Source organism: Burkholderia torrens, from assembly GCF_984668525.1.
Genome location: NZ_OZ480212.1, coordinates 2,102,869 through 2,125,475, shown reverse-complemented (window position 1 = coordinate 2,125,475; position 22,607 = coordinate 2,102,869). Strand labels below are relative to the sequence as shown.

Here is a 22,607-nt window from a genome sequence, read left to right as displayed (position 1 = left end):
AAGTCTCCCACGTTCCGGTGCAATCGAGAATGACCTATCGTTCGCGAACCTTCAATCCCTGATGAGGAGTAGAGATGAACGAGGCAACGCAATTTTCGGCGCTGGACGGCGCGCACGTCGTGATTGTCGGCGGGAGCTCCGGAATCGGGTTCGCGGCCGCGAGCGCCGCGAAGGCGCGGGGTGCCAGCGTCACGCTGGTCGGCCGAAACCGCGCGAAGCTCGACGCCGCTGCGCAAGCGATCGGCGGCGCGGGCATCGCGGTGGCCGACATCGCGGACCGGCACGCGGTGCAGGCCGTATTCGACACGATGACACGCGTCGATCACCTGGTCGTCACGGCCGGTCGATTCATCGCCGGCAAGCTGAACGAGACCGATCCTGATCATCTGCTCGCCGCACTGCAGGAACGTATCGCCGGGCCGGTCTATGCGATCCGCGCCGCGCTGCCGCTGATGCCCGCGAACGGCTCGATCGTGCTGACCGGCGGGCAACTGTCCGATCGTCCTGCCGCGCACGGCACGTCGGTCATTGCCGCCGCCGTGCGCGGCGTCGAGGCGCTGGCGCAGTCGCTCGCGCTGGAACTGAAGCCGATTCGCGTCAACGTCGTTGCGCCCGGTTTCGTCGAGACACCGCTTTACGACGCGTTCGGCCCGGAAGCGCGCGATGCGATCCTCGCGGGCGCCGCATCGGCATTGCCGGGCGGGCGCGTCGGCCGCGCGGACGAAGTCGGCGAGGCGATCGCGTTCCTGCTGGGCAACGGATTCATGAACGGCGAAATCCTGCACGTCGACGGCGGCGGCCGACTGGTTTGAGCGCGTCAGTCGGCCTTGCGTGTGCCGGTACCCGTGCCGCGCGCCGTTGCGCGCGGCGGCCGGGCATCCGGATACGCACGCTGGCAGACGTCGATGACCGCATCGCGCAGACGGCGATGCGCGGGGTCGCCGTGCATGCGCGGATGCCACAGCGCGGATACGAGGATCGCGGGCAGGCGGACCGGGACCTCGAAGCTGCGCAGCCCGAGGGCTTCCGCAAGCCCGGGCGAGAATGCGTTGCCGAGGCTCGAGCGCGGCACGAGCGCGATCAGGTCGGTGCCGGCCGCGACGCGCATCGCGTCGGGGTAGCCGGGGACCACGACGTGCACGGGCGGGCCCGCGCCGGGACGATCGGCCGAATCGTCGGCCGGCCCGCCGAAATCGCCGAGCTGGGCCGAGATGACGTGACGGCAGGCCGCATAGCGCGCCGGCGTGATCCTGGCCGACGCGAACAGCGGGTGCCCGGCGCGGGCGACCGCGACGTGCCAGTCGTGAAAGAGCATGCGCGTGTGCAGCTCGGGCGCATCGTCGCCGCGCTTGCCGATTTCGAGGTCGACCGTGCCGTCGCGCAGCGCTTGCGGATTGCGGTCGGGCTTCGATACGAAGCGGATGCGCACGTGCGGTGCGACTTCGCCGAGCGCGGCGACCACCGGGCCGGACAGCATTTCCATGAACGATGCGGCCGCACGAATGGTGAACGTCGAGGTGAGGGTTGCCATGTCGACGTCGGCCGTGGCCGGGCGCAGCACCGTGCGCGCGTCGCTCGCGATCGCATGCACGCGATCGCGCAGCGCGGCGGCGTGCGGCGTCGGCACGAGCGTGCGCCCGGCGCGTACGAGCAACTGATCGCCGGTGGCGCTGCGCAGCCGCGTGAGCGTGCGGCTCATCGCGGACGTGCTCAGGCCCAGCCGGCGCGCGGCGCCGGTCACGCTGCTTTCCGACAGCAACGCGTCGAGTGCCGTAACGAGGTTCAGGTCGATGTCTTCCATGCGGACAGGATACGCTTCTGCGCGAATGGCATGGCGTCGAATGCAACTATGGATTGTATCCGATGCGTCTGGCGCCTGTCGTGGTGCCGGCCTATAGTGGGCGCAAGACGAAACACGGCAAAGGCGAAATCCATGCAACCGACTGAATCGAATCGACGAAACGTTCCCGCGATTCTCCTCGTCGCGGCCTCGCGCGGCCTTGGGCTGGCGATGGCGGAGGCATTCCTGGACAAGGGCTGGCGCGTGACGGGAACCGTGCGCGAAGGATCGGGGCGCACGAAGCTGCACGACCTCGCGGACCGGCACGACGGCCGGCTCGACATCGAGACGCTCGACATCTGCGAACCGGCGCAACTGGACGCACTGCGCGCGCGCCTGTCGGGCCGTCGCTTCGACATGCTGTTCGTGAATGCGGGGACGACCAACGATCCGAATGAAACGATCGGCGAAGTGACGACTGACGAGTTCGTGCGCGTGATGATCACGAATGCGCTGGCGCCGATGCGCGTGATCGAGACGCTGCAGGATCGGGTGACCGACGACGGGCTGATCGGCGCCATGTCGTCGGGGCAGGGCAGCGTCGCGAACAACGTCAGCGGCATGCGCGAGGTGTATCGCGGCAGCAAGGCGGCGCTGAACCAGTTCATGCGCAGCTTCGCGGCGCGCCAGGCCGATACGCGGCGCGCGATGGCGCTGATGGCGCCCGGCTGGGTTCGCACCGAGCTCGGCGGGCCCGATGCGCGCCTGACCATCGACGAGAGCGTGCCGAGCCTCGTCGACGTGCTGCTCGCGAAGCGCGCGCGGCCGGGGCTCGAATATCTCGACTACCTGGGGCGGACGGTGCCGTGGTAGTCGTCGCGGCACTGCGAACGCCGTGCCGTTTCACTACAATGCGACGACGAGTCTGCGATACGGCGGCGCCCGTCGCGTTTGAATCCATCCGGTTCACGGCGGATGGCGTGCGTCTCCGTCGTGACGGCCTTATGTCGAACCCGGAGCGCAACATGAACGAACCGTACCTGCAGGTCATCGCACATTATTTCGCGGCACCCGGCAATGGCGACCGCGTGATCGAACTGCTCGCGGAGCTCGCGCCGGCGACGCGCGCCGAGCCGAAGAATCTCGACTACGCGTATTTCCGCTCGCCGGAGAACCCCGACCACATCGTGATCCTCGAACGTTACCGCGATGCGGACGGCCTCGACGCGCATCGGGAAACGCCGCATTTCCAGCGGATCGGGATCGGGGCCATCATTCCGTTGCTCGATCGCCGCGACGTGTCGCGCTACATGGTGCAGCCGGACACCGGCACGGCGACGCCACCGGGAGGCACCCGATGAACCCGTTTCAATTCCGTACCGTTCCGACCCAGATCGTCGAATTCGGCGCCGCACGCCGGCTCGGCGCGCTGTTGCGCGAACGCTTTCCGGCGCTCGCGCGGCTGTGCGTCGTCACCGATGCGTTCCTGCATCGCAGCGGCGTGCTCGCGCCCGCGCTGGAGAGTCTCGCCGCGCACGGCTGGCAGGTGACCGTGATCGACGACGTGATCGCCGATCCGCCCGAGCACGTGGTGCTCGAAGCGACCGAGCGCGCCGTCGCGGCCGATGCCGAGATCGTGCTCGGCCTGGGCGGCGGGTCGTCGATGGACGTCGCGAAGCTGATCGCGGTGCTCGTGCCGCGGCAACAGGCGCTGGCCGACATGTACGGCGTCGACAAGGTCACGAGTGCGAGGCTGCCGCTCGTGCAGATGCCGACGACGGCCGGCACGGGCTCCGAGGTCACGGCCGTGTCGATCGTGACGGTCGGCGAGGCGCGCAAGATGGGCGTCGTATCGCCGAACCTGTTCGCGGACGTCGCCATTCTCGACGCCGAGCTGACACTCGGCCTGCCGCGTGCGGCGACGGCCGCGACCGGTATCGATGCGATGGTGCATGCGATCGAGGCGTATACGTCCGCGCGGCTGAAGAATCCGGTATCCGACATGCTGGCGACGCACGCGCTCACGCTGCTGTCGCGCAACCTGCTCGCAGCATGCGACGACGGGCAGAACCGGCACGCGCGCGAAGGGATGCTGGTCGGTGCGATGTTCGCGGGGCAGGCGTTCGCGAATGCGCCGGTCGCGGCCGTGCATGCGCTGGCCTATCCGGTCGGCGGCATTTTCCACGTGCCGCACGGGTTGTCGAATGCGCTGGTGCTGCCGCATGTGCTGCGCTTCAATGCGCAGGCCGCCGCACCGTTGTATGCGGAACTCGCGGCGATCGTCGCGCCGTCGGCGACGGGCAGCGACGAAGCACGCACGCATGCGTTGATTGCCGAGATCGATCGGCTGATCTTCGCGACGGGCATTCCGCGCACGCTGCGCGAAGTCGGCATCGGCGAAAGCGACCTGCCGCGGATGGCATCGGATGCCATGCTGCAGACGCGCCTGCTCGTGAACAATCCGCGCGAGGTGACGGAGGCAGACGCGCTGGAGATTTACCGGCAGGCGTGGTGACGCGGCGGGCGCGATGCCGGCCGCCGGCCGGGTTCCGTCATTTCAGGTCGTGATCCTTGCAGGTCGGCTCGAATTCGCCGTCGAAGTACTGATACAGGTGCACGAGCAACTTGTTGGCGCCGACCTTGCGCCCGAGATAGTGCGTGCCTTCCACCGACGTGCAGGTCGAGAACGCGAGTTGCAAGCCGCCGTCGAGCACGGCTTCCGGGTGTGCACCTTGACGCACGAAATGCGCGGTGCCGACGACGCCGAAGCCGCGCGTGTCCGCCGGCATCGACTTCGGCAGCGACAGTGCGTACGCGGCGATCGTGCGGTCGTCGTGCAGGCTGTCGAGAATCTGGTTGCCGGGTTTGCCGGCGGGGCCGGCGATTGTCGCGCAGCAGCGCGCGACGCCTTTGTCGTCGTCGGGCAGCACCTGCAGCGACGTGCCTGCCGCGAGATGCGTATTCGGCGTGTAGTAGACGCCATCGGCGACCACGCCGACCTGCTGCGCATGCGCAGCGATGGAGACGGCGAGCGCCGGGGCGATCAGGAGCGGACGAAGCGGTCGGATGGGCATGATGGCGGCGATGATACACGTGGCGCGCAAGCGCCGTGCGAGGCGCGTGCAGGTCGCGATCACGCCCGCGACGCGTCGGCGCCGGCCGCCACCACGTACGCCGACGCCTGCTTCGTGCCGTCCGGCTTCGTCTGCAGGTACACACCCTGGATCTCCGGCTCGAAGCCCGGCAGCGCGTTGATCCCGGCTTCCAGCGCGCGGAAGTAGTCGAGCGCCGGGCCGCCCCAGGTTTCCCCGGGCACCACGCAGAAGATGCCGGGCGGGTAGGGCAGCGCGCCTTCGGTCGCGATCCGGCCTTCGATACGGTCGAGCGTGACGAGCTCGACGTTGTTGCGGATCAGCTCGGCATTCGCGGCCTGCGGCTGCATCGCCTGCTTCGGGAACTGCGCGCGCCGGAACATCTGCTTCTGCAGATGCTTCATGTCGTGGCTGCGGTAGAAGTCGTGCATGCGCTGGCACAGCTGCCGCAGGCGCATGGTGCCGTACAGCTCCGGATACGCTTCGCACAGCGACGGAATCGCTTCGCGCAGCGGCGTGTCCTGGTCGAGATGGCGTTCGAACTGCGCGAGGTGCGCGACCAGATGCTGCAGCTTGCCGAAGCTCTCCGACGGCGTGAGCAGGAACAGGATCGTGTACAGGTCGGCTTTCTCGGGCACCACGCCGTGCTCGCGCAGGTAGCGCGCGAGGATCGGCGCCGGTGCGCCGAACGACGCGTACTCGTGCGTGTCGTGATTGATACCGGGCGTCGTCAGCAACAGCTTGCACGGATCGACGAAGTACTGGTCGTTCGCGTAGCCTTCGAAGCCGTGCCACGTATCGGACGGATGGAAGCGGAAGAAGCGCAGGTCGTCGACGATCTGCTCGGTCGGGTAGTCGGCCCACGGGCGGCCGTCGATCTGTTGCGGAACGAACGGACGGATCTGGCGGCAGGTCTTCATCAGCAGCTTGCGCGCATCGACGCCGTGCGCGACGCAATCGCGCCACAGGCGCTTGCCGGCCGGGCCCGCGTGCATTTGCGCATTGACGTCGAGCGCCGCGAACATCGGGTAGAACGGGCTCGTCGACGCATGGATCATGTATGCGTTGTTGAAGCGGCGGTGATCGCAGAAGCGCTTCTGGCCTTCGAGGTGGCTGTCCTTCTTGTGGATCTGCGACGTCTGCGAGAAACCGGCCTGCTGCTTGTGCACCGACTGCGTGACGAAGATGCCGGGATCGTCGGGGCCGAGCGTCAGCATCAGCGGCGAGCAGTCCTGCATCATCGGGATGAATTGCTCGTAGCCGACCCACGCCGAATCGAACAGGATGTAATCGCACAGATGCCCGATCCGGTCGACGATCTCGCGCGCGTTGTAGATCGTGCCGTCGTAGGTGCCGAGCTGGATCACCGCGAGCCGGAACGGCCGCGGCAGGTCGGCGCGCTCGGGCGCCACGTCGCGGATCGCGTCGCGAATGCGCGCTTCGCCGAGCGCCGCGCTGTCGACGCCGCCGATGAGGCCCCACGCGTTGCGCGCGGTTTCGAGGTACACCGGCCGCGCGCCGGACAGCACGAGCGCGCCGAGGTGCACCGACTTGTGGTTGTTGCGGTCGAACAGAACGAGATCGTCGGGCGCGAGCAGCGCGCTCGTGACGACCTTGTTCGACGTCGACGTGCCGTTCAGCACGAACCAGGTCTTGTCCGCGTTGTAGATCCGCGCGGCATTGCGCTGCGCTTCCAGCGCGGGGCCTTCGTGGATCAGCAGGTCGCCGAGCCGGACGTCCGCGTTGCAGAGGTCCGCGCGGAAGATCGTCTCGCCGAAGAAGTCGAAGAACATCCGGCCGAGCGGGTGATTCGAGAAAAACTGGCCGCCCTGGTGGCCGGGGCAGTCGAACTCGACGTAGCCGCGCTGCACGTATTCGCGCATGACCTTGAAGAACGGCGGCAGCAGGTTGTCGCTGTAGATGTCGGCGGCGGCGGAAATCTGCCGGCCGTAGTAGTGGCGGCCGCCGTGGCGGAGCTGGATCACGCCGCTCACGCTCGGCAGGATCGACGGCGGCACTTCCTGGTCGGGTTCGACCGCGACGAAGAACGGAATCGCGAAACCGGTTTTTTCGACGGTTTTCAGTACCTTTTGTGCCGCATCGATTCCGACGACGATTGCCGCGATATTCGTGAAATCGGTCTGGAATACGTCGACCTGTTCGTGCGTGGTGAGGAAGGCGCCGATCAGCGCCGGCTCGACTGCGATTTTCAACAGGCTCACGCGAACTCTCCGGTAAATGGCGGAAACGGGAGCCGCATTCGCGCCGGCAGGTCATCCTGATTCGACGTGCGCTGCAGCCGGTTGAAACGCTTCCGCGAATGCTGAATGCCGCATGCGCACCTCACGTACAAGCCTTGCGGGGCGCGGCGCTGCCGCCATCGGACAGTGCCCGGCGCAGCCGATCGTAGCAACAAAAGCGGGCGAGTTCAATCGACCGGGAATGACAATGTCATTGCATGATGAGAATGATCAAGTAATCGAGAATTGGCATGCTGCAGTGCACATGAAAATGATCCAATCATGAAATCCGTGTTGAAAAGCGCCGATGGTTTCGCCGAATCGTCAGCTTCTCATCGAATGGCATCCATGGCATAGTCGGCTCCGAATCGGATGGCGAATCAAACCGGAATTGCGAGCGTCTCACGCCGCGGACCGTGGCCTGCAGTTCGCGTGCTCGTGAGATGAACAACACAACAATCGAAGCATCGGAACCGAGAGGGCAACATCATGAATACCTCTGCTGGCGGCATTCGTCGTCTCGGCATGCGCGCGTTGCTGGTCGATGACGAGATCGCGCAGGAAACCGCGACCGGGCGTGCCGTCCGTACGCTGAGCGCGGAACTCGTGCAACGCGACATCGACGTGCTCACGGCGACGTCCGCCGACGACGCGATCATGCTGATCCGTTCCGATCCGTCGATCCAGTGCGTGCTGCTCGACTGGGATCTCGGCGTGGACGGCCACGGGCCGTCCGAGGCCGTGGTCGATGCGATCCGGCAGCGCAACGGCAACGTGCCGATCTTCCTGCTGGCCGACCGCAGCGTCGCGTCGTCGGTGCCGTCCGCGGTGATGGGGCAGGTCGACGATTTCGTGTGGCTGCTCGAGGATACGGCCGACTTCATCGGCGGGCGCATCCACGCGGCGATCGAACGCTATCGCTCGACCGTGCTGCCGCCGATGTTCGGCGCGCTCGCGAAATTCTCCCGCGTCTACGAATACTCGTGGCATACGCCGGGCCACACGGGCGGCACGGGCTTCCTGAAATCGCCGGTCGGCCGTGCGTTCTTCGAATACTTCGGCGAATCGCTGTTCCGCTCGGACCTGTCGATCTCGGTCGGCGAACTCGGCTCGCTGCTCGATCACTCTGGCCCGATCGGCGAAAGCGAGCGCTACGCGGCGCGCGTGTTCGGCGCGCATCGCACGTATCACGTGACGAACGGCTCGTCGACGTCGAACCGCATTATCCTGATGGCGAGCGTGAGCCGCGACCAGATCGCGCTGTGCGACCGCAACTGTCACAAGTCGGCCGAGCATGCGATGACGATGTCGGGCGCGATCCCGACCTACCTCGTGCCGACGCGCAACCGCTACGGGATCATCGGGCCGATCGCGTCCGAGCGCCTCACGCAGACGGCGATTCGCGAGGCGATCTCGTCGAACCCGCTCGCGGCCGGGCTGGCCGATCGGCAGCCGAAGCACGCGATCATCACGAATTCGACCTACGACGGCCTCTGCTACAACGTCACGCGCGTGGAAGAACTGCTCGGCGCGAGCGTCGACCGGCTGCACTTCGACGAAGCGTGGTACGGCTATGCGCGTTTCAACCCGATCTACCGCGACCGCCATGCGATGCACGGCGACCCGCGCGATCATCGTGCGGACCGGCCCACGGTGTTCGCGACGCAGTCGACGCACAAACTGCTGACCGCGCTGTCGCAGGCGTCGTATATCCACGTGCGCGACGGTCGCAGCCCGATTCCGCATGGTCAGTTTAACGAAACGTTCATGATGCACGCATCGACGTCGCCGAACTACGCGATCATCGCGTCGAACGACGTCGCGGCGGCGATGATGGATGGTCCCGGCGGAGCGGCGCTGACGCGCGAGTCGATCGAGGAGGCCGTCGCGTTCCGCCAGATGATCGCGCGGATGAACGGCGAATTCGGCGCGAAGGGCGACTGGTTCTTCGAATGCTGGCAGCCCGACACCGTGCTCGAGGCACGCACGGGCCGCACGCTGCCGTTCCACGACGCACCGCCCGAGCTGCTCGCGAGCGACCCGGCGTGCTGGGTGCTGCGCCCCGGCGCGCAATGGCACGGCTTCGGCAACATCGAGGACGGCTACTGCATGCTCGACCCGATCAAGGTGTCGATCGTCACGCCGGGCGTCGCGCCGGCCGGCGGCCTGATGCCGGTCGGCATCCCGGCGAGCGTCGTCACCGCGTATCTCGATGCGCGCGGGATCGTCGTCGAGAAGACGACCGATTTCACGATCCTGTTCCTGTTCTCGATCGGCATCACGAAGGGCAAGTGGGGCTCGCTCGTCAGCGCGTTGTGCGACTTCAAGCGCGACTACGACGCGAACCTGCCGCTCGACATGGCGATTCCGTCGCTCGCGAAGGAGCATGGCTCTCGCTATGCGGGCATGGGGCTGAAGGACCTGGCCGACACGATGTTCGCGGCGATGGAGCAGCTCGGCACGACGCGGCTGATGTCGGAAGCGTTCTCGATCCTGCCGACGCCGGAGATGAGCCCGGTGCGCGCGTACGAGCATCTCGTGCAGGGCCGCGTCGAGCAGGTCACGCTCGAGGAGCTGGCCGGGCGCACGGTTGCCACCGGCGTCGTGCCGTATCCGCCGGGCATTCCGCTCCTGATGCCGGGCGAGAACGCGGGGCCGGCCGGCGGCCCGGTGCTCGGCTACCTGAAGGCGCTCGAAGCGTACGACCGGCGTTTTCCGGGCTTCGCTCACGATACGCACGGCGTCGAAGTCGAGGACGGCACGTACCGTGTGTACTGCCTGACTGCGTGAGCGCCCGAACGGACGAACGAGCGACCGGCCGCTAGGCGGCCTCACATCGAAGGATCGACATCATGGAAAACGCAGCGAGCATGACCGACGCGGCCCCGGCGGCCGCGCCGAAGAACCGGATGAATGTCTGGCAGCTGACCATCCTCACGGCGGTCAACATGATGGGCTCCGGCATCATCCTGCTGCCGTCGAAGCTTGCGCAGGTCGGCACGATCTCGCTGCTGTCGTGGATCGTCACGGCCGGCGGCTCGCTCGCGCTGGCCTACGCGTTCGCGCGCTGCGGGATGCTGAGCCGCAAGCCGGGCGGGATGGGCGGCTACGCGGAGTACGCGTTCGGCAAGGCCGGCAACTACATGGCGAACTACACGTACGGGCTGTCGCTCGTGATCGCCAACGTCGCGATCGGCGTCACGGCGGTCGGCTACGGCACCGTGCTGTTCGACGCGACGCTGTCGCCGCTGCAGACGGGCCTGTGGACGATCTTCCTGCTCGTGCTCACGACGGTCGCGAACTTCGGCGGCTCGCGCATCACCGGCCGGATCGGTGCGGTGACCGTGTGGGGCGTGATCATTCCGGTCGTCGTCGTGTCGCTGATCGGCTGGTTCTGGTTCAGCGGCGCGACCTGGGGCGCGGCATGGAACCCGAACAACATGCCGTTCGGGCCGGCCGTCGGCGGCTCGATCGCGGTGACGCTGTGGGCGTTCCTCGGCCTCGAATCGGCGTGCGCGAACTCGGACGCCGTCGAGAATCCGGAGCGCAACGTGCCGATCGCCGTGCTCGGCGGCACGATCGCATCGGCGATCTTCTACATCGTGTCGACCAACGTGATCGCGGGCATCGTGCCGAACGCGATCCTCGCGAAGTCGAACGCGCCGTTCGGCATCGCATTCGCGACGATGTTCACGCCGACCGTCGGCACGATCGTCACCGCGCTGATGGTGATCGCATGCATCGGCTCGCTGCTCGGCTGGCAGTTCACGGTCGCGCAGGTGTTCAAGAGCTCGGCGGACGTCGGCTACTTCCTGCCGGTGTTTGCACGGGCGACGCGCACGGGCACGCCGATCGTCGGCATGGTGATCCTGCTCGTCGCGCAGGTCGCGCTGGCGCTGATGACGATCAGCCCGGAACTGAGCAGCCAGTTCCAGAAGATCGTCGATCTCGCGGTCGTCACGAACCTGGTGCCTTACGTGATGTCGATGGCCGCGCTGATCACCATCCAGAAGGTGGCGAAGGTGCCGCCTGGCAAGGCGCTGGTGACGAACGTGATCGCGATGGTCGCCACCGCGTACAGCTTCTATGCGCTGTTCAGCTCGGGCGAGCAGGCGCTGATGCTCGGCGGCCTGTGCGTGTTCCTGGGCTGGACGTTGTTCGGCTTCGTCAGTGCGCGCTTCTACCAGATGGAAGTCGACGCGCACGTGAAGGAGCCGGGCAAGTCACTGCAGGCGTGACGGCCACTGCTGACGTTGCATCAGCAGGGGGAGTTCTCTTTTCAGCAGGTCGACGACGGTCCGCACGCGCGGCGGCAGCGGCCGCTGCGCGTGCACCAACACATTGAGCGGGAAGTCGGGGATGTCGTATTGCGGCAGGAGGCGCACGAGCCGGCCGTGCGCGAGCGCGTCGGCGCAAGCCGGGTGCTGAACCACGCCGATTCCGCCGCCCGCCGCGATCGTGTCGAACATCGGGCGCCAGTGGCTGGTGGTCATGACCGTCCGGATCCGCGCGTATTCGGCTGCGCCGCCGTCGCGCTGCAGCGGCACCTGTTCGTTCGCGAACACGCCTTTTACGCGGATGAACGGATGGTGCGCGAGATCGGCTTTCGTACCGATCGGGTCGTGCCGATCCAGATACGACGGTGCGGCGACGAGCACGCGGCCGACCGCGCCGAGCGCGTACGCGACGAACCCGCCGTCGCCGAGCTGGCCGACGCGGATCGAAATGTCGACGCCCTCGGTGACCGGATCGACGATATCGTCGTTCAGCACCAGGTCGATGTGCAGTTTCGGATACGCGTCGCGGATCTGCATCAGCACGCCCGGCATCACGACCTCGCCGAGGCATTGCGGTGCCGCGAGCCGGATGGTGCCGTCGAGCGCGTTTTCCGTCTTCGCGACCGACGCGACCGCCATGTCGGCCGCTTCGAGCAGCGCCTTGCTGTGTTCGTAGAAGATGCGGCCTTCCTCCGTGCAGGCGAGGGTGCGCGCACTGCGCATCAGCAGCCGCGTGCCGAGATGCTTTTCGAGTTTCTCGATGCGCTCGCTGACGGCCGGTTGACCCATGTCGAGATCCCGCGCCGCGCCTGACATCGTTCCGCGCTCCACGACCCTGACGTAGACGCGCATCGTCGCCAATAAATCCATGAAATCGCGCCTTTTGTCTTCCGGTTCGATTTATTCCGATCGACGGATGGTACCAAAGCGGCGTCGGCGCGATGGTAGGTGCCGGACCGATACTGACTATTGGCAGGAAGGCAACCGGTGGCGATCGCCGCCCGGCGGATTCGGCCGCCGGCGCCGCGTGTATTCATCGCCACGATGAGCGACAATCGGCTTCCGCACGACCGACAGGAGGCGACATGACGCAACAGGACGAAGCCGTGCGCACGCACTGCGTCGCATGGCAGATCGTGCGGACATGGTTCGCGTGCGAATGGTGCCGGCTCGTCGAATCGCCCTCGGGCATCGACCTGTCGGGTTCGGTATCGGGGGCGATCGACGGCACGCCGTTTCGCGTCGACTACGCGATTGCATGCGGTGCCGACTGGCTGACCCGTTCGGCGCGCGTGACACGTTGGGCCGGCACGACGCAGCAGCAGTGGGACATCGCCTGCGGCGCAGGCCAATGGACGATCGACGGCGTCGAGGCGCCGGCACTGGCGGGCGCGACCGATATCGACCTTGGTTTCAGCCCGTCGACCAATACGCTGCCGATCCGGCGGCTCGCGCTCGCCGTCGGCGAATCGGCCGTGATCCGCACCGCATGGCTGCGTTTTCCGGATTTCGCGATCGTACGTGGCGAGCAGCGCTATACGCGTACGGCGCCAGGCGTGTATCGCTACGAGAGCGGCACGTACGCGGCCGATATCGCGATCGACGATGCGGGCCTCGTCACCGACTACGACGAGTGGCGCCGCATCGGCGCCGCGCCCGCGCCATAGAGCGTCAGCGCGCGCTGGCGACCGACAGCTTGCCGGGAATCAGCTTCAGCGTGCTGAACGTGTCGGCGATGTTCTGCTGATACGCGACCGTCGCATCGGTGATGGGCTGCACACCGTAGCCGGCGCGCTTGAGCGCGACTTCGAGCGTCGGCGCGTCGAGGCCGACGAGCGGCGACAGCTGGGTGGCGACCTCGGGAACGTGATCGCGCGCCCAGCGGTCGACCGCGTCGACTTCGTCGAGCAGCGTGCGCAGCACCTGCGGGTGGGCAGCCGCATACTTGCGCGCGGCGAGGTAGTACTGCGTGTTGCGCACGAGCCCGTCGCCGTTCGCGACCACGCGCGCGCCGAGCTGCCGCTCGGCGGCGGCGAAGTACGGGTCCCAGATCACCCACGCATCGATACTGCGCTGCACGAACGCGGCGCGCGCGTCGGCGGGCGTCAGGTAGATCGGCTGGATGTCCGCATACGTGAGGCCTGCGCGTTCGAGCGCCTTCACGAGCAGGAAGTGGACGTTCGAACCCTTGTTGAATGCGACCTTCTTGCCGCGCAGTTGCGCGACGGTGCGGATCGGCGAGTCGGGCAGCACGATGATCGCCTCGCCCTGCGGCGCGGGCGGCTCGTTGCCGATATAGACGAAATCGACGCCGCCGGCCTGCGCGAAGATCGGCGGCGTTTCGCCGACCGTGCCGACGTCGATCGCGCCGGCGTTCAGCCCTTCGAGCAGTTGCGGGCCGGCCGGGAATTCGAGCCATTGCACGGCGACGCCCTGGCTCGCGAGGCGCTTCTCGAGCGTGCCGCGTGCCTTGAGCACGACGAAGTTGCCGTACTTCTGGAAGCCGATGCGCAGCCGCGTGCCGGTGTCGTCGGCCAGCGCGGGCCGTGCCGCGAGCGGCCCGAGCGCGAGCCCGGCCAGGCCGGCGGCCGCACCCTGCAGCCATTGGCGGCGGTGCGGGCTCGCCAGGGTCGTTTCAACGTCGGTGTGCGGTGTGTCGTTCATCGGGCCATCCTGCGTGCGGGTTCACGGGCCGCGCACATGGACGGCGCGGCCGGCGCAAGGCAGGGCCGGATGCGGGCGACGCACGCAACCGGCCGGCCCGCGCCGGACTCAGGACGATACGGCCGCACCGGCCGGTGGCCAACCAACGAATGCGTATATGCAAATCAGCGGCGCGGCGGTGCTCAATCGGTGCCGGCCGCGCTTTCCTCGATCGAGTCGACCCGATCCGGATAGAACGCGAGGTGCCCGCGAATCGCTTCGACGGCCGGATAAGGATCCTCGTAGGTCCAGACGGCGTTGTTCGAGCGTTCGCCGCCGGCCGCGATCGAGTAGTACGCGCAGTCGCCCTTGTACGGGCAATAGGTGGCATGGTCGGTGCGTTGCAGCAGCGACATGTCGGCATCTTCGCGCGGCAGGTAGAGCACGGCCGGATAGCTGGCCTCGCGCAACGCGAGCGCGCGGCGCGTATCGGCGACGACCTTGCCGGCCACCGTCACCACCACGCGCCGCGGATGCGGCTCGATCGTGATCGGATGATCGGGGCCCGGCGATTTCACGGGACGAGCGGGCGTATCGGGACTGATCGACATCGTGGATCCTCCAGGACGCGGCAGCGCAGCGACGCCGGGCGGATCCCGGCGCGCCGGTGCCGGCGTTTGCCAGCCGATACGATGCGCTCATTCCGGAAAGTCTGCAGGGGGCCGGAAGGCAGCCGCGCGAAAGGCGGCCGGATCGTGCGTCCGGCGCTCGCGCGGACGATTCCGTGCACGGGCAGCGGGATGCACCGGCGACGATAAGCATCGCCGAATTAATTGGTAAGCGATCGGCGGGAGGCGCGCGAAGATCGGCCGTCGTCATTTGCATGACAGTCATCCTTTCTCTCCGCCACCATGAAGAACGCTTACGTTTCGTCAGCCACGCGTCGTGCGCGTGGCGTACCGCATGCCGTTGCCGCACTGCGCTGCATCGCCGCGTCGCTGCTGCTCGCCGGTGCCGCGACCCAGGCGCTGGCCGCGCCGACCGGCAAGACGCTCGTGTACTGCACCGAAGGCAGCCCGGCCGGTTTCGATCCGGGCCAGCACACGACGAGCACCGACTTCGATGCGAGCACGTACCCGGTCTACAACGGGCTCGTGCAGTTCAAGCGCGGCACGCTCGATCTCGAGCCGGCGCTCGCGACGAGCTGGGACGTGTCGCCCGACCAGCGCACGATCACGTTTCATTTGCGGCGCGGCGTGAAATTCCAGACGACCGCATGGTTCAAGCCGACGCGGCCGTTCCAGGCCGACGACGTCGTGTTCACGTTCCGCCGCATGCTCGATCCGGATGATCCGTTCCGCAAGGCCTACCCGGTCAGCTTCCCGTATTTCAGCGATCTCGGTTTCGACCGCAACGTCGAGCGCATCGAGAAAGTCGACGACTACACGGTGCGCTTCGTGCTGAAGACACCCGACGTCGTGTTCGTGCGCAACCTCGCGATGGCGTTCGCGTCGGTGCTGTCGGCCGAATATGCGTCGCAGCTCGCCGCGCGCCATCGTGAGTCGGACATCAACCAGTTCCCGGTCGGCACGGGGCCGTTCCTGCTGCGCTCGTACCAGAAGGATGCGCTGATCCGCTACGACGCGAATCCCGACTACTGGAAGCCGGACGACGTGAAGCTCGCGCGCCTCGTGTTCGCGATCACGCCCGATCCGGCCGCGCGCCTGCAGAAACTGGTGGCCGGCGAATGCCAGGTATCGGCGTTCCCGCGCCCGGCCGACCTCGAGACGGTACGGCGCGACCCGAAGCTGTCGCTGTTTTCGGGGACGGGCTTCAACGTCGGCTTCGTCGCGTACAACACGCAGCATCCGCCGCTCGATCGCGTCGACGTGCGGCGCGCGCTCGACATCGCGATCGACAAGACGGCGATCATCAGGACCGTGTTCAACGGCGATGCGACGATCGCGACGAACCCGATGCCGCCCTCGCAATGGTCGTACAACCCGCGCCTGAAGGATGCGCCGCGCGATCCGGCCGCCGCGAAGGCGCTACTCGCGCAGGCCGGGTTTCCGAACGGCTTCGACCTGACGCTGTGGGCGATGCCGGTGCAGCGGCCGTACAACCCGAATGCGCAATTGATGGCGCAGCTGATCCAGCAGGACTGGGCGAAGATCGGCGTGCGCGCGAAGATCGTCAGCTACGAGTGGGGCGAATACAACCGCCGCGCGAAGCACGACGGCCAGCATGACGCGATCCTGTACGGCTGGTCGGGCGACAACGGCGACCCCGACAACTGGCTCGGCACGCTGCTCGGCTGCGAAGCCGTGCACGGCAGCAATCTCGCGAAGTGGTGCAATCAGGATTTCGAACGACTCGTTACCGCCGCGCGTTCGAATGGGGACGTCGCGAAGCGCACATCGCTGTACGAGCAGGCGCAGGTCGTGTTCAAGGATCAGGTGCCGTTCACGCCGATCGCAACGTCGATCGTGTCGCTGCCGATCTCCAAACGCGTGCACGGGCTGACGTTCTCGCCGCTCGGCGGACACCGGTTCGACGGTGTGTGGCTTGATTGATGGGGAAGGGGCCGGCGCGCCCGGGGCGCGCCGGTATCGGCCGCCGTCAGTTGAGCGCGACGGCCGCCGCCGCCTCGACCGGCGAGCCTTCGAGTGCGACCGAAGGACGGCCGTCGGGGCCGACCGGCACGTCGCCGGTCAGCGTCGTGCGATAGAGCTGGCGGTCGAAGTCGAGATCGAAGATGTCGACCGGTGCGAGATGCGCGGTCGCGCGGTTGTCCCAGAACGCGATGCTGCGCGGCTCCCACTTGAAGCGGATCGTGAATTCCGGCCGCGTCACGTGTTCCCACAGCAGTTCGAGCAACGCCTGGCTTTCGCGCGGCGTCAGCCCGACGATCGATTTCAGGAAGCTCGGGCTCACGTACAGCGCGCGTTCGCCCGTCTCCGGGTGCACGCGCACGAGCGGATGCTCGGTCACGAGCGGGCGGCGTTCGACCGCCGCGTCGAATGCGCCGGTGGCGCGCGCACCGGCCGGCGGCGTGAAGCGGTGAATGCCGCGCAAGCCGTCGACGAAGCCGCGCAGCGGCGCGGACAGCGTCTCGTACGCACGTACCAGATTCGTCCAGTGCGTGTCGCCGCCGTACGGCGGGATCGTCACGCCGCGCAGGATCGATGCCCACGGCGGATTCACGGCAGCCGTCACGTCGGTGTGCCAGCCGGTCCAGGGCCGGCGCACCGGTTCGCCTTCGAAGCGGGTCGCCTTGCGATGTTTCGCGATCGAATAGACGGCCGGGTGGCCGTCGACATGGCCGAACACCGGGTGGCCGGCCGTCGGTTCGCCGAACTGCGCGGAGAACGCGACGTGCTGCTCGTGCGTGAGGAACTGTTCGCGGAAGAAGATGACGCGCCACTGCAGCAAGGCGGCGCGGATCGCCGCGATCTGCGGCGTGGTCAACGGTTGCGTGAGGTCGACGCCGCGGATTTCCGCGCCGATATGGGCGGACAGCGGAATCACGTCGACCGGCTGGGCGGCGGGTTCGAGTAGGGCGCTCATGCGACGCTCCTGGCGGAAGTGAACGGGGTGGAGTGCCGACATCGTTGCGCGTGCAAGTGTCGGCGCGGCGGCAGGAAGCTCATGATCGGGGCTCCGGTAGGGCAGGCGCGGCGGCGCGCGGGACGTGATGCCGCCGCGAGATACGGGTGTTACTGCAGCGTCGCACCCGGCCCTTTCAGCACGACGCTCCGGCGGCCGTCGATGCCGACCGGCACGTCGCCGTGAACGGTCGCGCGGCGCACGACGCGGCGTGCATCGCCGTAGTCGTTGATCGCGTAGTGCTGCGTCGCGCGGTTGTCCCAGATCGCGACGTCGCCTTCCTGCCAGTTCCAGCGCACGGTGTTCTCGAGACGCGTCACGTGCTCGTGGAAGACCTGCAGCAGGTGCGCGGAATCCTGCGACGACAGCCCCTTGAGCCGCTGCACGAAGTGGCCGAGCACGAGCGTGCGCTCGCCGGTTTCCGGATGCACGCGCACGACCGGATGCTCGGTTTCATAGACGGTCGACGTGAACACTTCGCGGTAGCGTTTCAGTTGCGTGTCGTCGGCATGCACATGGGTTGACGCGTAGTCGTAGGCGTTGGTGTGCAGCGCCCACAGCGTGTCAGCGAGCGCGCGCAGCGGGTCGGGGAGATGCGCGTACGCGGCGGCTGTATTGGCCCACACGGTATCGCCGCCGAACGGCGGAATCACGACCGCGCGCAGGATCGAGATCTTCGGGTATGCATCGACGAACGTCACGTCGGTGTGCCACGAATTGGCGCGCGCGCCGTGCGCGGAATCGAGTTCGAGCAGATGGGCGCTGCCGTCGACGGACGGCACGGTCGGGTGCGCGACGGTATCGCCGAAGCGGCGCGCGAACGCTTCCTGCGCGGTGTCGTCGAGATGATGCTGGCCGCGGAAGAACAGCACCTTGTGGCGCAGCAGCGCCGCGTGGACCGCGTCGAACGTCGCGTCGTCGAGCGTGGCCGACAGCCGGACGCCGGAGATTTCGGCGCCGATCCGGCCGGCGACCTGGCGAAGCTGAAGCGGAACGGCGGCCGTGCGCGGCGCGGCGTGCGAAGCATGCGAAGACGGTTGTGCGGCGTGCTGGACTTCGGACATCGTGGGTCTCCTGGAGTCGGGTCGGTCGAGTCTCCATTCAAGCAGGGACTGCGCGGAACCGGAACCGATGAATCGTCACAACCTTAGCGTTCCCGCTGTGATGAACGATATGTGATACGAAGCAATCGCGCCGCTACCATGCGAGCCGCCATTCGCCGATCCGGTGCGGGCGCGGCGTGTCGGTACGCTTGCCGCCCGTGCCGTCGTTGCGCGGCGGTTCGCTATCGTCGAAATCGGCGAGCACCGTATCGCGCAAGCGCGCGAATTCCGGCGAATCGCGCCGACGCGGCCGCGGCAGCGCGACGTCGACGATGCGTTCGATACGGCCCGGGCGCGGCGCCATCGTGACGACGCGGTCGCCGAGATAGACGGCTTCGTCGACGTCGTGCGTGACGAGCATCATCGTGATGCGCTCCTGTTCCCAGATGCGCAGCAGCTCGTTCTGCATCCGCGCACGCGTCTGCGCGTCGAGCGCGCCGAATGGCTCGTCGAGCAGCAGCACGCGCGGGCGGTTCACGAGCCCGCGCGCGATCGCGACGCGCTGCGCCATCCCGCCCGACAACTGGTTCGGAAAGGCGTGCTCGAAGCCGTTCAGCCCGACGAGCGCGACGTGATCGGCGACCGCCCGCCGTTTTTCGGCCGCGTCGAGCGGCGCGTTGCGCAGTGCGGCGGCGATGTTCTGCTCGACGGTGAGCCACGGGAACAGCCGGTGATCCTGGAACACGATCCCGCGCTGCAGCGACGTGTCGCGCACGCGTTCGTCGCCGGCGCGGATCTCGCCTTCGTAGTCGGTGTCGAGCCCGGCCACCAGCCGCAGCAGGGTCGATTTGCCGCAGCCGCTCGCGCCGACGATCGTGACGAATTCGCCGGTGCGCACGTGCAGCGACACGTCGTCGAGCACGGCGAGCGTCGCGCCGCGTTGTGCGTAGTGCTTGCTTACATGGAGGATGTCGAGCGAATCGGAGGCGAGCGTCGTCATGGCAGGGCGATGAAGGTGGTGGCGGACAAGGGGCGGAACATCAGCGCGGCAGGTCGCCGCGGCGGGCCAGCACCTTGCGCTCGATCGCCCGTGCGATCGCGTTCAGTGCCCAGCCGGTCACGCCGACGACGATGATCCCGAACAGCACGAGATCCATCCGGAACTGCTCGCTGCCGTCGATCAGCGTGTTGCCGATGCCGCTGCCGGCGACCAGCAGGTATTCGGCACCGAGCGTCGCGAGCCACGAATAGATCAGGCCGAGATACAGCCCGGTGAAGATCGACGGCAGCGCGGCCGGCAGGATCACGTGGCGAATGAGCTGGAGCCGCGAGTAGCGCAGCGCGCGGGCGACGTCGACATACGTGCGCGGCACCGCGTGAATGCCGTCGCACGTGTGCGCGGCGACGGGCAGCAGCGCGGCGAGCGACAGGAACACGACCTTGGCGACGTCGCCCAGGCCGAACCAGACGGAAATCAGCGGAATCCACGCGAACAGCGAGATCTGCTTGAACGTGTCGAAACTCGGGCCGACCATGCGCGCGGCGACGCGCGACAGCCCGAGCGCGGCGCCGAGCAGCAGCCCGCCCGTCGCGCCGATCGCAAAACCGCACGCTTCGCGCGCGAGCGACGCGGACAATGCGCGGCCGAGCGCGCCGCTCGTGGCCTGTGCCCATGCGGTGCGCAGCACGTCGGACGGGCCGACGAGCAGCCCGCTCTTAACGAGATGCGCGGAAGCGATCGCCCACCAGAGTGCGAACGCCACGAGCGGCAGCACGAAGCCGCGCCAGTCGGGCGCGTGCAGGCGGCGGGCGGGTGTCGGCGTATCGTCCGGCGTGAATGCTGGGGTGGCGGCGTGCGGCACGGGTGAGTCTCCTTCGGTTGAGCGGGGGCGGCCAGGCCGGATCAGCCGCGGAACGCGGACGGCACGCCGCGGCGCAGGCGCGCCTCGAGCGCGTCGAGCAGCCGGTTGATCAGCAGGCCGACCGCGCCGACCACGACCACGGACGCCATCACGAGATCGAGCTGGAACAGTTGCCGCCCGTACACGATCAGGTAGCCGAGCCCTTCGGACGATGCGACGAGCTCGACCACGACGAGCGCGAGCCACGATTTCGTGAACGCGAGCCGCACGCCGGTCGCGAGCGTCGGGATCGCGGCGGGCAGCACGACATGGACGATGCGTTGCCGGCGCGTGTAGCCGAACACGCGTGCGACTTCGTCGAGGGCGGGCGGTGTCTGGCGGAATCCCTGCAACGTGCTCAGCGTGACGGGGACGAGTGCCGCGTGCGCGATCAGCAGGTATTTCAGCGGTTCGCCGACGCCCACGAGCAGCAGCAGGAACGGCAGCCAGCCGAGCACCGGAATCTGCACGAGCGCGTTGAAGCTCGGCAGCACGTAGGCCTCCAGCGTGCGCGACAGGCCGAGTGCGACGCCGATTGAAACGCCGAGCAGCGTGCCGGCCGCAAAGCCGACCAGGACGCGTTGCAGGCTGATCAGCGTGTGGCGCGCGAGATCGCCGCTCGTCGCGAGGTCCGCGAGCGATTCATACACGCGTTCGGGCGGCGGGAGGATCTGCGGCGCGATCCAGCCGCGCGCGCTGCCGACGGTCCACAGCGCGAACAGCAGCGCCGGGAGCACCCAGGGTGCGAGCTGCCACGCGAGCCGCTTCACGACCGCCGCGCGACGCGGCGGCGCGGCGAGCGCATGATGCTCGGGCGACGGAATCGAAAACGCGGTGTCGCTCATCGGCGCGGGTTCGGGTCAGGAAAGCGGTTTGCCGGCCGCGTCGTAACGCGGCCAGTAGTTCTCGAGCTTCAGCGTGCGCAGCGCGTTGTCGAGATACTTCGGCTCGAACCAGCCGTCGACGTCGACCGGCTGCCGGATCAGCTTCAGGTTCAGCGCATCCTGCGCGACGGCCTTGTAGCGCGCGACGACGAACGGGTCGATCAGCGGGGACAGCCGGTCCTTCAGGCGCTGGTTCGCAAAGTCGGCCTGCCACGACGAATACGGCACGCCACTCTTCGTCCACAGCTTGAACAGTGCGTCGCGGTTCGCCTCGTCGGACGACCATTGCGCGCCTTTCACGTACGCGGTCACGACGCGCTGCACGATGTCCGGGTGCGCGCGCTCGAAATCGTCGAGCACGAGCAGGTGGGTCTGCCGCGTCAACTGCGGGCCGTCGTTCTGCGATTCGTAGATGATCTTCGCCAGGCCGGCGTCGCGCAGCTTGTAGAGCGCGTAATCGCCCACCGACGCGTCGATGCCTTTCGACGCGAGCGCGGCGAGCGAACTGGCGGCGTCGAGGTTGATCACGTGCAGGTCGCGCTCGCTGAGCCCGTTCCTCGCGAGCGCGTTGTCGGCGACGAGCTGCAGGTTGGTGCCGCGGAAGATCGACACGCGGCGCTCCTTCAGGTCCTTGATCGAACGGATCGTCGAGTCGGGCGGCACCGCGATCTTGATGCCCGAACGCACGCTCGCGGCGAGCAGCAGGCGCGTCTTGATCCCGTTCGAGCGGGCGAGCACGGCCGGCAGGTCGCCCTGGTACGCGAAGTCGAGCGCCTTGTTGGCGATCGCCTCGTTGACGGCGGGCCCCGCGCCCTTGAAGAACAGCCACTGCACCTTGATGCCGTCGGCGGCGAATTCCTTTTCGACCAGTTGCTGCAGTTGCACGGTGGCGGCGCTCGATCCGCCGAAGGTCGGCGGATCGCCGGTGCCTTGCTGGGCGACGCCGATGCGGATGACCGCGGGCTTGTCGGCATGCGCGGCGGCGGCCGGCAACGCAAGGAGGGACGCGATCAGCAGCGATCGCAGCAGGCGCAGTGGAGACGGGAATCGGTCGATCATGGAGCGTCGGATGGCGAGGAGTGGAAGTCGTGCCGGAGGGTGCCGGAGCCATTCTGGAGGACGCATTCGGCGCGGGACAAGC

At 67.6% G+C, this 22,607-nt stretch carries 20 protein-coding genes; 8 read left to right on the top strand and 12 right to left on the bottom strand.

The genetic code is table 11. From position 1 onward, the window contains the following. The first annotated feature begins 74 nt into the window (after positions 1-74). The gene (locus tag AC5LXX_RS25765; RefSeq protein ID WP_493411513.1) at positions 75-812 is read left to right on the top strand and encodes an SDR family oxidoreductase; all 738 of its coding nucleotides are present in this window, start codon (positions 75-77) and stop codon (positions 810-812) included. A 5-nt stretch (positions 813-817) separates the two neighbouring features. Here AC5LXX_RS25765 and AC5LXX_RS25760 read toward each other — a convergent pair whose 3' ends face one another. Further along, entirely contained in the window at positions 818-1,801 is a 984-nt protein-coding gene (locus AC5LXX_RS25760) for a LysR family transcriptional regulator (protein ID WP_493411512.1), read from the bottom strand. 132 nt (positions 1,802-1,933) lie between these two features. Between AC5LXX_RS25760 and AC5LXX_RS25755 the strand changes: the two genes are divergently transcribed. The 3 genes from AC5LXX_RS25755 (at position 1,934) to AC5LXX_RS25745 (ending at position 4,295) form a co-directional block, all read left to right on the top strand. Then, positions 1,934-2,653 (top strand): SDR family oxidoreductase, encoded by a 720-nt coding sequence (locus tag AC5LXX_RS25755; protein WP_493411511.1) that lies wholly within the window; start codon positions 1,934-1,936, stop codon positions 2,651-2,653. A gap of 152 nt (positions 2,654-2,805) precedes the next feature. Further along, positions 2,806-3,141: a putative quinol monooxygenase gene (locus AC5LXX_RS25750; RefSeq protein WP_124450101.1), complete on the top strand. Its 336-nt coding sequence runs from the start codon at positions 2,806-2,808 to the stop codon at positions 3,139-3,141. After that, the gene (locus AC5LXX_RS25745; protein ID WP_493411510.1) at positions 3,138-4,295 is read left to right on the top strand and encodes an iron-containing alcohol dehydrogenase; all 1,158 of its coding nucleotides are present in this window, start codon (positions 3,138-3,140) and stop codon (positions 4,293-4,295) included. Before AC5LXX_RS25750 ends, AC5LXX_RS25745 begins: the two co-directional genes overlap by 4 nt. Before the next feature lie 37 nt (positions 4,296-4,332). On the opposite strand, the gene AC5LXX_RS25740 is transcribed toward AC5LXX_RS25745, so the two are convergent. Continuing rightward, on the bottom strand, positions 4,333-4,854 hold the full coding sequence (locus tag AC5LXX_RS25740; RefSeq protein WP_493411509.1) for a hypothetical protein: 522 nt from the start codon (positions 4,852-4,854) through the stop codon (positions 4,333-4,335). A gap of 59 nt (positions 4,855-4,913) precedes the next feature. Then, positions 4,914-7,094 (bottom strand): ornithine decarboxylase, encoded by a 2,181-nt coding sequence (locus AC5LXX_RS25735; protein WP_493411508.1) that lies wholly within the window; start codon positions 7,092-7,094, stop codon positions 4,914-4,916. A gap of 507 nt (positions 7,095-7,601) precedes the next feature. Between AC5LXX_RS25735 and AC5LXX_RS25730 the strand changes: the two genes are divergently transcribed. Together AC5LXX_RS25730 and potE are read left to right on the top strand one after the other, a co-directional pair. Further along, the gene (locus AC5LXX_RS25730) at positions 7,602-9,902 is read left to right on the top strand and encodes an Orn/Lys/Arg family decarboxylase (protein WP_493411507.1); all 2,301 of its coding nucleotides are present in this window, start codon (positions 7,602-7,604) and stop codon (positions 9,900-9,902) included. Between the two features lie 62 nt (positions 9,903-9,964). Next, the gene (gene potE / locus AC5LXX_RS25725) at positions 9,965-11,350 is read left to right on the top strand and encodes a putrescine-ornithine antiporter (protein WP_493411506.1); all 1,386 of its coding nucleotides are present in this window, start codon (positions 9,965-9,967) and stop codon (positions 11,348-11,350) included. Here potE and AC5LXX_RS25720 read toward each other — a convergent pair. Continuing rightward, positions 11,336-12,259 carry a LysR family transcriptional regulator gene (locus AC5LXX_RS25720; RefSeq protein ID WP_493411505.1) on the bottom strand — a complete coding sequence of 308 codons (924 nt, stop codon included), beginning with the start codon at positions 12,257-12,259 and terminating at the stop codon, positions 11,336-11,338. The genes potE and AC5LXX_RS25720 overlap by 15 nt on opposite strands. A 215-nt stretch (positions 12,260-12,474) precedes the next feature. Between AC5LXX_RS25720 and AC5LXX_RS25715 the strand changes: the two genes are divergently transcribed. Beyond that, entirely contained in the window at positions 12,475-13,056 is a 582-nt protein-coding gene (locus AC5LXX_RS25715; protein WP_493411504.1) for a putative glycolipid-binding domain-containing protein, read from the top strand. A 4-nt stretch (positions 13,057-13,060) separates the two neighbouring features. On the opposite strand, the gene AC5LXX_RS25710 is transcribed toward AC5LXX_RS25715, so the two are convergent. Both AC5LXX_RS25710 and AC5LXX_RS25705 read right to left on the bottom strand, forming a co-directional pair. Then, on the bottom strand, positions 13,061-14,053 hold the full coding sequence (locus AC5LXX_RS25710; protein ID WP_493411503.1) for a sulfonate ABC transporter substrate-binding protein: 993 nt from the start codon (positions 14,051-14,053) through the stop codon (positions 13,061-13,063). A gap of 182 nt (positions 14,054-14,235) precedes the next feature. Continuing rightward, positions 14,236-14,643 carry a DUF427 domain-containing protein gene (locus tag AC5LXX_RS25705; protein ID WP_493411502.1) on the bottom strand — a complete coding sequence of 136 codons (408 nt, stop codon included), beginning with the start codon at positions 14,641-14,643 and terminating at the stop codon, positions 14,236-14,238. Positions 14,644-14,943: 300 nt separating this feature from the next. Between AC5LXX_RS25705 and AC5LXX_RS25700 the strand changes: the two genes are divergently transcribed. Next, positions 14,944-16,605: an ABC transporter substrate-binding protein gene (locus AC5LXX_RS25700; protein ID WP_493411501.1), complete on the top strand. Its 1,662-nt coding sequence runs from the start codon at positions 14,944-14,946 to the stop codon at positions 16,603-16,605. A 46-nt stretch (positions 16,606-16,651) separates the two neighbouring features. Here AC5LXX_RS25700 and AC5LXX_RS25695 read toward each other — a convergent pair whose 3' ends face one another. From AC5LXX_RS25695 to AC5LXX_RS25670, 6 genes are all read right to left on the bottom strand, one after another. Continuing rightward, complete coding sequence (locus AC5LXX_RS25695; protein WP_493411500.1) at positions 16,652-17,599, bottom strand: TauD/TfdA dioxygenase family protein; 948 nt, start codon at positions 17,597-17,599, stop codon at positions 16,652-16,654. A gap of 149 nt (positions 17,600-17,748) precedes the next feature. After that, the gene (locus tag AC5LXX_RS25690; RefSeq protein WP_493411499.1) at positions 17,749-18,702 is read right to left on the bottom strand and encodes a TauD/TfdA dioxygenase family protein; all 954 of its coding nucleotides are present in this window, start codon (positions 18,700-18,702) and stop codon (positions 17,749-17,751) included. A 133-nt stretch (positions 18,703-18,835) separates the two neighbouring features. Next, positions 18,836-19,681: an ABC transporter ATP-binding protein gene (locus tag AC5LXX_RS25685; RefSeq protein ID WP_493411498.1), complete on the bottom strand. Its 846-nt coding sequence runs from the start codon at positions 19,679-19,681 to the stop codon at positions 18,836-18,838. A 40-nt stretch (positions 19,682-19,721) separates the two neighbouring features. Continuing rightward, a complete protein-coding gene (locus tag AC5LXX_RS25680) occupies positions 19,722-20,543 on the bottom strand; it encodes an ABC transporter permease (protein ID WP_493411497.1) in 822 nt (273 codons plus the stop codon). A gap of 41 nt (positions 20,544-20,584) precedes the next feature. Then, positions 20,585-21,427: an ABC transporter permease gene (locus tag AC5LXX_RS25675; protein ID WP_493411496.1), complete on the bottom strand. Its 843-nt coding sequence runs from the start codon at positions 21,425-21,427 to the stop codon at positions 20,585-20,587. 15 nt (positions 21,428-21,442) lie between these two features. After that, positions 21,443-22,525: an ABC transporter substrate-binding protein gene (locus tag AC5LXX_RS25670; RefSeq protein WP_493411495.1), complete on the bottom strand. Its 1,083-nt coding sequence runs from the start codon at positions 22,523-22,525 to the stop codon at positions 21,443-21,445. Between the last annotated feature and the right edge of the window lie 82 nt (positions 22,526-22,607).

Excerpts from the sequence above, each read along its gene's own strand:
- AC5LXX_RS25765 (WP_493411513.1), top strand. The coding sequence starts at position 75 with ATGAACGAGGCAACGCAATTTTCGGCGCTGGACGGCGCGCACGTCGTG.
- AC5LXX_RS25695 (WP_493411500.1), bottom strand. The coding sequence starts at position 17,599 with ATGAGCGCCCTACTCGAACCCGCCGCCCAGCCGGTCGACGTGATTCCG.
- AC5LXX_RS25740 (WP_493411509.1), bottom strand. The coding sequence starts at position 4,854 with ATGCCCATCCGACCGCTTCGTCCGCTCCTGATCGCCCCGGCGCTCGCC.
- AC5LXX_RS25730 (WP_493411507.1), top strand. The coding sequence starts at position 7,602 with ATGAATACCTCTGCTGGCGGCATTCGTCGTCTCGGCATGCGCGCGTTG.
- AC5LXX_RS25760 (WP_493411512.1), bottom strand. The coding sequence starts at position 1,801 with ATGGAAGACATCGACCTGAACCTCGTTACGGCACTCGACGCGTTGCTG.
- AC5LXX_RS25675 (WP_493411496.1), bottom strand. The coding sequence starts at position 21,427 with ATGAGCGACACCGCGTTTTCGATTCCGTCGCCCGAGCATCATGCGCTC.
- AC5LXX_RS25715 (WP_493411504.1), top strand. The coding sequence starts at position 12,475 with ATGACGCAACAGGACGAAGCCGTGCGCACGCACTGCGTCGCATGGCAG.
- AC5LXX_RS25685 (WP_493411498.1), bottom strand. The coding sequence starts at position 19,681 with ATGACGACGCTCGCCTCCGATTCGCTCGACATCCTCCATGTAAGCAAG.
- AC5LXX_RS25690 (WP_493411499.1), bottom strand. The coding sequence starts at position 18,702 with ATGTCCGAAGTCCAGCACGCCGCACAACCGTCTTCGCATGCTTCGCAC.
- AC5LXX_RS25700 (WP_493411501.1), top strand. The coding sequence starts at position 14,944 with ATGAAGAACGCTTACGTTTCGTCAGCCACGCGTCGTGCGCGTGGCGTA.
- potE (WP_493411506.1), top strand. The coding sequence starts at position 9,965 with ATGGAAAACGCAGCGAGCATGACCGACGCGGCCCCGGCGGCCGCGCCG.
- AC5LXX_RS25745 (WP_493411510.1), top strand. The coding sequence starts at position 3,138 with ATGAACCCGTTTCAATTCCGTACCGTTCCGACCCAGATCGTCGAATTC.
- AC5LXX_RS25710 (WP_493411503.1), bottom strand. The coding sequence starts at position 14,053 with ATGAACGACACACCGCACACCGACGTTGAAACGACCCTGGCGAGCCCG.
- AC5LXX_RS25705 (WP_493411502.1), bottom strand. The coding sequence starts at position 14,643 with ATGTCGATCAGTCCCGATACGCCCGCTCGTCCCGTGAAATCGCCGGGC.
- AC5LXX_RS25750 (WP_124450101.1), top strand. The coding sequence starts at position 2,806 with ATGAACGAACCGTACCTGCAGGTCATCGCACATTATTTCGCGGCACCC.
- AC5LXX_RS25670 (WP_493411495.1), bottom strand. The coding sequence starts at position 22,525 with ATGATCGACCGATTCCCGTCTCCACTGCGCCTGCTGCGATCGCTGCTG.
- AC5LXX_RS25755 (WP_493411511.1), top strand. The coding sequence starts at position 1,934 with ATGCAACCGACTGAATCGAATCGACGAAACGTTCCCGCGATTCTCCTC.
- AC5LXX_RS25720 (WP_493411505.1), bottom strand. The coding sequence starts at position 12,259 with ATGGATTTATTGGCGACGATGCGCGTCTACGTCAGGGTCGTGGAGCGC.